Source organism: Oleiphilus sp. HI0128 (assembly GCF_001635365.1).
The window spans coordinates 1-4,077 of record NZ_LWGG01001005.1; the positions used below are offsets into that span (position 1 = coordinate 1).

A 4,077-nucleotide genomic window follows, 5' to 3' on the forward strand; every position below is an offset into this window, starting at 1 on the left:
ATACACAACTTTTGAACATTTAACATTCAAATAGTACACAACATAAGCACGTTTAAATCGATAAAAATAGAGGCAAACAAATGAACTGCGCGGCGAAAATTTCTACTCACGATACATCTATTGAAGAACGATTAACTATGCTTATGTTGTGTACTATTTGAATGTTTAATGTTCAAAAGTTGTGTATTTTATTACGTAATAGACTTATTGCTCACAAAAGTGATTTGTACTCATCATTTAGTTGAGCATGGTTGATGGTGACAATATTAGGTCGGATGCCTTTTCAGCAATCGCTATTACAGGTGCATTGGTATTGCCGCTTATTAAAGTGGGCATGATCGATGCGTCGACTACTCGTAGCTTTGAGATGCCATGAACACGCAACTGGTCGTCAACGACAGACATATCGTCATTACCCATTTTGCAGGTACCCACGGGGTGATAAACCAGACCTAAACGATCTTTGCACGCTTGCAGAATGTCTGCATCGGAGGTGATATCAGCTCCTGGGTGAACTTCGTCGCCACGATGATCATCAAAAGCTTCAGATGCTAGGATTTTTCGCGCGACCCGAATGCCGTCAACCAAAACTTTTTGATCTTTTTCTTGAGAGAGGAAGTTAAAATCGATTTTGATTCGATCGCGAGGGTCTAAAGACTTTAAGCTTAGTTGACCACGACTTTCCGGTCTGAGTACGCACACATGTAGGGAGTAACCATGTTGCGAAAGTAAACCAAGATCTCTGCCGCAATCATCAAAAAGAAGTGGTACGAAGTGCAGCTGAATATCAGGAACCTCAACAGAAGGACCAGATTTCAAGAAGCCGCCAGATTGGGTTATCGAATTAGCAAGATTACCTTTTTTAGCAGTAAAGTAATTAAAAGCATCTGGCAAGGCTTTTAATAACCCGGATGGCGTAATAGAAAATCCGTCTTTTTTCTTGCTTTTTACCAATACACAAGCATCAACATGTTCTTGAAGGTTTTTTCCTACTCCTGGAAGATCATGAACGACAGCTATACCTACTTTCTCGAGCTCCTTCTTATCACCGATCCCGGACAGCATGAGAGTTTGTGGTGTGTTAAACGCACCACCACACAAAATAACTTCTTTTTTAGCATGAGCGGTATACTCTTTTTCTCGTTGCGAATAGACCACACCTTTGGCCTCTTTATCTTCGAGAATAATTCGATTAACTAAGGCTTCACATTGTATGTGCAGATTTTTTCGAGTACGAGCAGGCTTTAAATAGGCCCGTGAGACACCGCACCTTTCGCCATTCTTGATTGTAAACTGATAATAGCCCACACCTTCAAATTGAGGCCCATTGAAATCGTCATTTAAAGGGTATCCCGCTTGCTCAGAACCTTTTAGGAAGCACTCATTCAAGGGGTAAGTATTTTGTGTGTTTGAGACATAAAGAGGACCTTGGCTGCCGTGGTAGTCATTGCATCCTCGCTCATTTGTTTCGGCTTTTTTAAAATAGGGCAACATTGAATCGAATTTCCAGCCCTTATTTCCTTGGGCTTCCCAGTGATCATAATCAGATTTATCGCCTCGAACATAGACCATTGCGTTGATGGCGCTACTTCCGCCTAAGGTTTTTCCTCTGGGGCAGAACATTGGTTGCCCCTTACGAATGTCGGCAACGGCTTCAGACTCATAGCCCCAGTTATATTTTTTACTATACATAAAGTAAGCAAAAGCTCCGGGTATTTTAATCATTGGACTTTTGTCTTCAGGTCCGGCTTCAAGTACCAGCACCGAGTTCTTTTCATTCTCGCTTAAGCGATTCGCAAGCACACTGCCCGCCGAACCGGCGCCAACAATGATGTAGTCGTATATTAGTTCTGACATCTTGTCACCCAATCTAGAGTCAATATGGTTATCATGAGGGTGATGTTAACTGAGTGCTCAGCACCTAAGAATGGCGGGAGTTGCCAAGGACAGGTCAATAAGTGTCAATAACGATAAACTTCCTTACCCTTCTCGATACTGTGATGGCGCGCAGCCAAACCAGCGTTTGAAACTGCGCCCAAAATTCGACACATCTTCGTAACCAAGCTGTAAAGCGATCACATCTATCTTTTGATCTGTTTTCTTCAGCAAGTATTGAGCATTTTTTTTCTTGGCGTCTTCCATTAGAAGTTTGAAAGTCTTACCTTCTTGCTTCAGTTTTCTGATTAAGGTGCTCTTGGACATATAAAGCGTCTTGGCGGTTTGCTCGAGTGATAGTTCAAACTGAACACTCGAAAGAATTAGTTCATTCACTTTGTCTGATAATGTGCGTGATTCCAGTAAACGATTAAGCTCATTCTTACATTGTTGAGCGGCCATTTCGGCAGTAACCGGATCTGCTGAAACGCAGGTGATCGCCTTCCACTCCAATGGCATACCATATCGCAAAACTCCGTCTGAATAACGAATGCGCTTCGGCAAACACGATCCATATAAGTCACTCCAGTCAGGCTCTTCGAAAGGCAGCTCCAGAACGCATTCTTCTACTTTTGAGCCAATAGCAAATTTGATAATGTTGAAAACCAGCGCAGCAATCGTCTCATAAAGAACAACATCAATGTCTCCCCAATCGGCAAGGGGTTTTATACAGAGATAGATGTTCTCTTCATCCTCTTCGATATAGAAGCTGAGAATTTGTGCGCGAATTTTGTAATATTCACAAAGAAATACCAGGCTGTCTTCCAGGTTGGTTGCATGCGACAGGCCATAGCCTACATGGCCATGACTGGACAAGCTGATGTTCCTACCGACAAACAATCCTAACGAACGCGGACACCCCTTTTTCCACATATAGTGAATAAGCTGTTTCAAGGTATCCACTTTAATGAAGGGCTCGCTTTCGTTGTGATCAACCTGTTTCCAGAAAGGTTGTAGATCAATTCCTTGCTCTTCGGCATAGCGCGAGAAATGGTTTAGATAAGTAGCAGACAGAAGTTCAGGGTTCATAGGCTAAATTGATGCTTAGTTTTATCTTTATAAGCTAGCCGCAAGCTAGTTCAAATGCAATGAAAATACACAAAAACTTAGAAGAACTGAACGCCCCTTCCGCGTAAAGCTCCGTTTCCTAGGTCCGGATAGTTTAGGTTCGATAGATCCATACCACTTAGCGTTATAGAGTGCAGGCTAGCTTGTTTTTCTACAGTAGTAATGCCAAAACAAATTTATCTGGATACTAGAATTAAAAGGCGCATCACACTTCAGCGACTAACAGACCTAATGAGTCGAAGATCTAATGAGTCGAAGATCTAATGGTTTTATTTTTTAACAGCGTTGCATGGGCGATTTCTGCTTGGGAGGAAGGATGACAGTTTGAATCTACTGCTGTTTCAGCATCAGCTAATGGCATGCAGTAAGATTAAAGCAGAGCACTAAGATATAAGCAGCTTATTGTCTAAGTTGCGTTTGTCTGGATAACTTGATTATGTCCGCTAATCACCAATTCCCGATATCAATCGACGATTCAGAATCAGTAAGTTTCGGCCAACCTTGAAGCAAGTGCCAAGGTCTGAAATTGGCACATTGCTGACTAAGATTGGGCAGGGCATTTCTAGGCTCTAGTCGAAACCGCTATTTAAGTAGGTCAGATTGCGTGCCGACTTTTTCACCTAATTAAAGAGTTCGTTGATTTAGATATAGGAAGAAAGAAGCCTCTCCTTCTAAACCAAGCGCCCCCACATATCATACTCATCAACCTCTTCGACCTCTACTTTAACCAAGTCACCGACACATAGGTGAGTTGCTCCATCGATGAAGACGTTACCATCTATTTCAGGTGCGTCTGCTGAGCTCCTACCTACCGCGCCTTCTTCAACCACTTCGTCAATGATCACCCATTGCAATGAACCAACCTTTGCTCGCAAACGTTCGGCACTAATCTCAGCCTGCTTTTCCATAAACCTTTTGTGCCTACTCTCCTTCACTTCTTCGGGGACCTGATTCGCCAAGACGTTTGCTGGCGCGCCCTCTACAGGAGAATACGTAAAGCAACCTACACGATCTAACTGGGCCTCTTCTAAAAAGTCCAATAGCTCCTGAAAATCTTGCTCTGTTTCACCCGGA

General features: G+C 42.8%; 2 protein-coding genes and 1 pseudogene. All 3 read right to left on the minus strand.

What is annotated here, in order from left to right; translation table 11 throughout:
• Positions 1-237 precede the first annotated feature (237 nt).
• On the minus strand, positions 238-1,857 hold the full coding sequence (locus A3763_RS17035; protein ID WP_197475909.1) for a GMC family oxidoreductase: 1,620 nt from the start codon (positions 1,855-1,857) through the stop codon (positions 238-240).
• Positions 1,858-1,980: 123 nt separating this feature from the next.
• A complete protein-coding gene (locus A3763_RS17040; RefSeq protein WP_068507109.1) occupies positions 1,981-2,964 on the minus strand; it encodes a helix-turn-helix domain-containing protein in 984 nt (327 codons plus the stop codon).
• A 710-nt stretch (positions 2,965-3,674) separates the two neighbouring features.
• A pseudogene (gene rimO / locus A3763_RS28790) lies at positions 3,675-4,077 on the minus strand (30S ribosomal protein S12 methylthiotransferase RimO); the annotation flags it as partial.

Bases quoted from the DNA above. Each gene is read 5' to 3' on its own strand.
- A3763_RS17035 (WP_197475909.1), bottom strand. From the start codon at position 1,857: ATGTCAGAACTAATATACGACTACATCATTGTTGGCGCCGGTTCGGCG.
- A3763_RS17040 (WP_068507109.1), bottom strand. From the start codon at position 2,964: ATGAACCCTGAACTTCTGTCTGCTACTTATCTAAACCATTTCTCGCGC.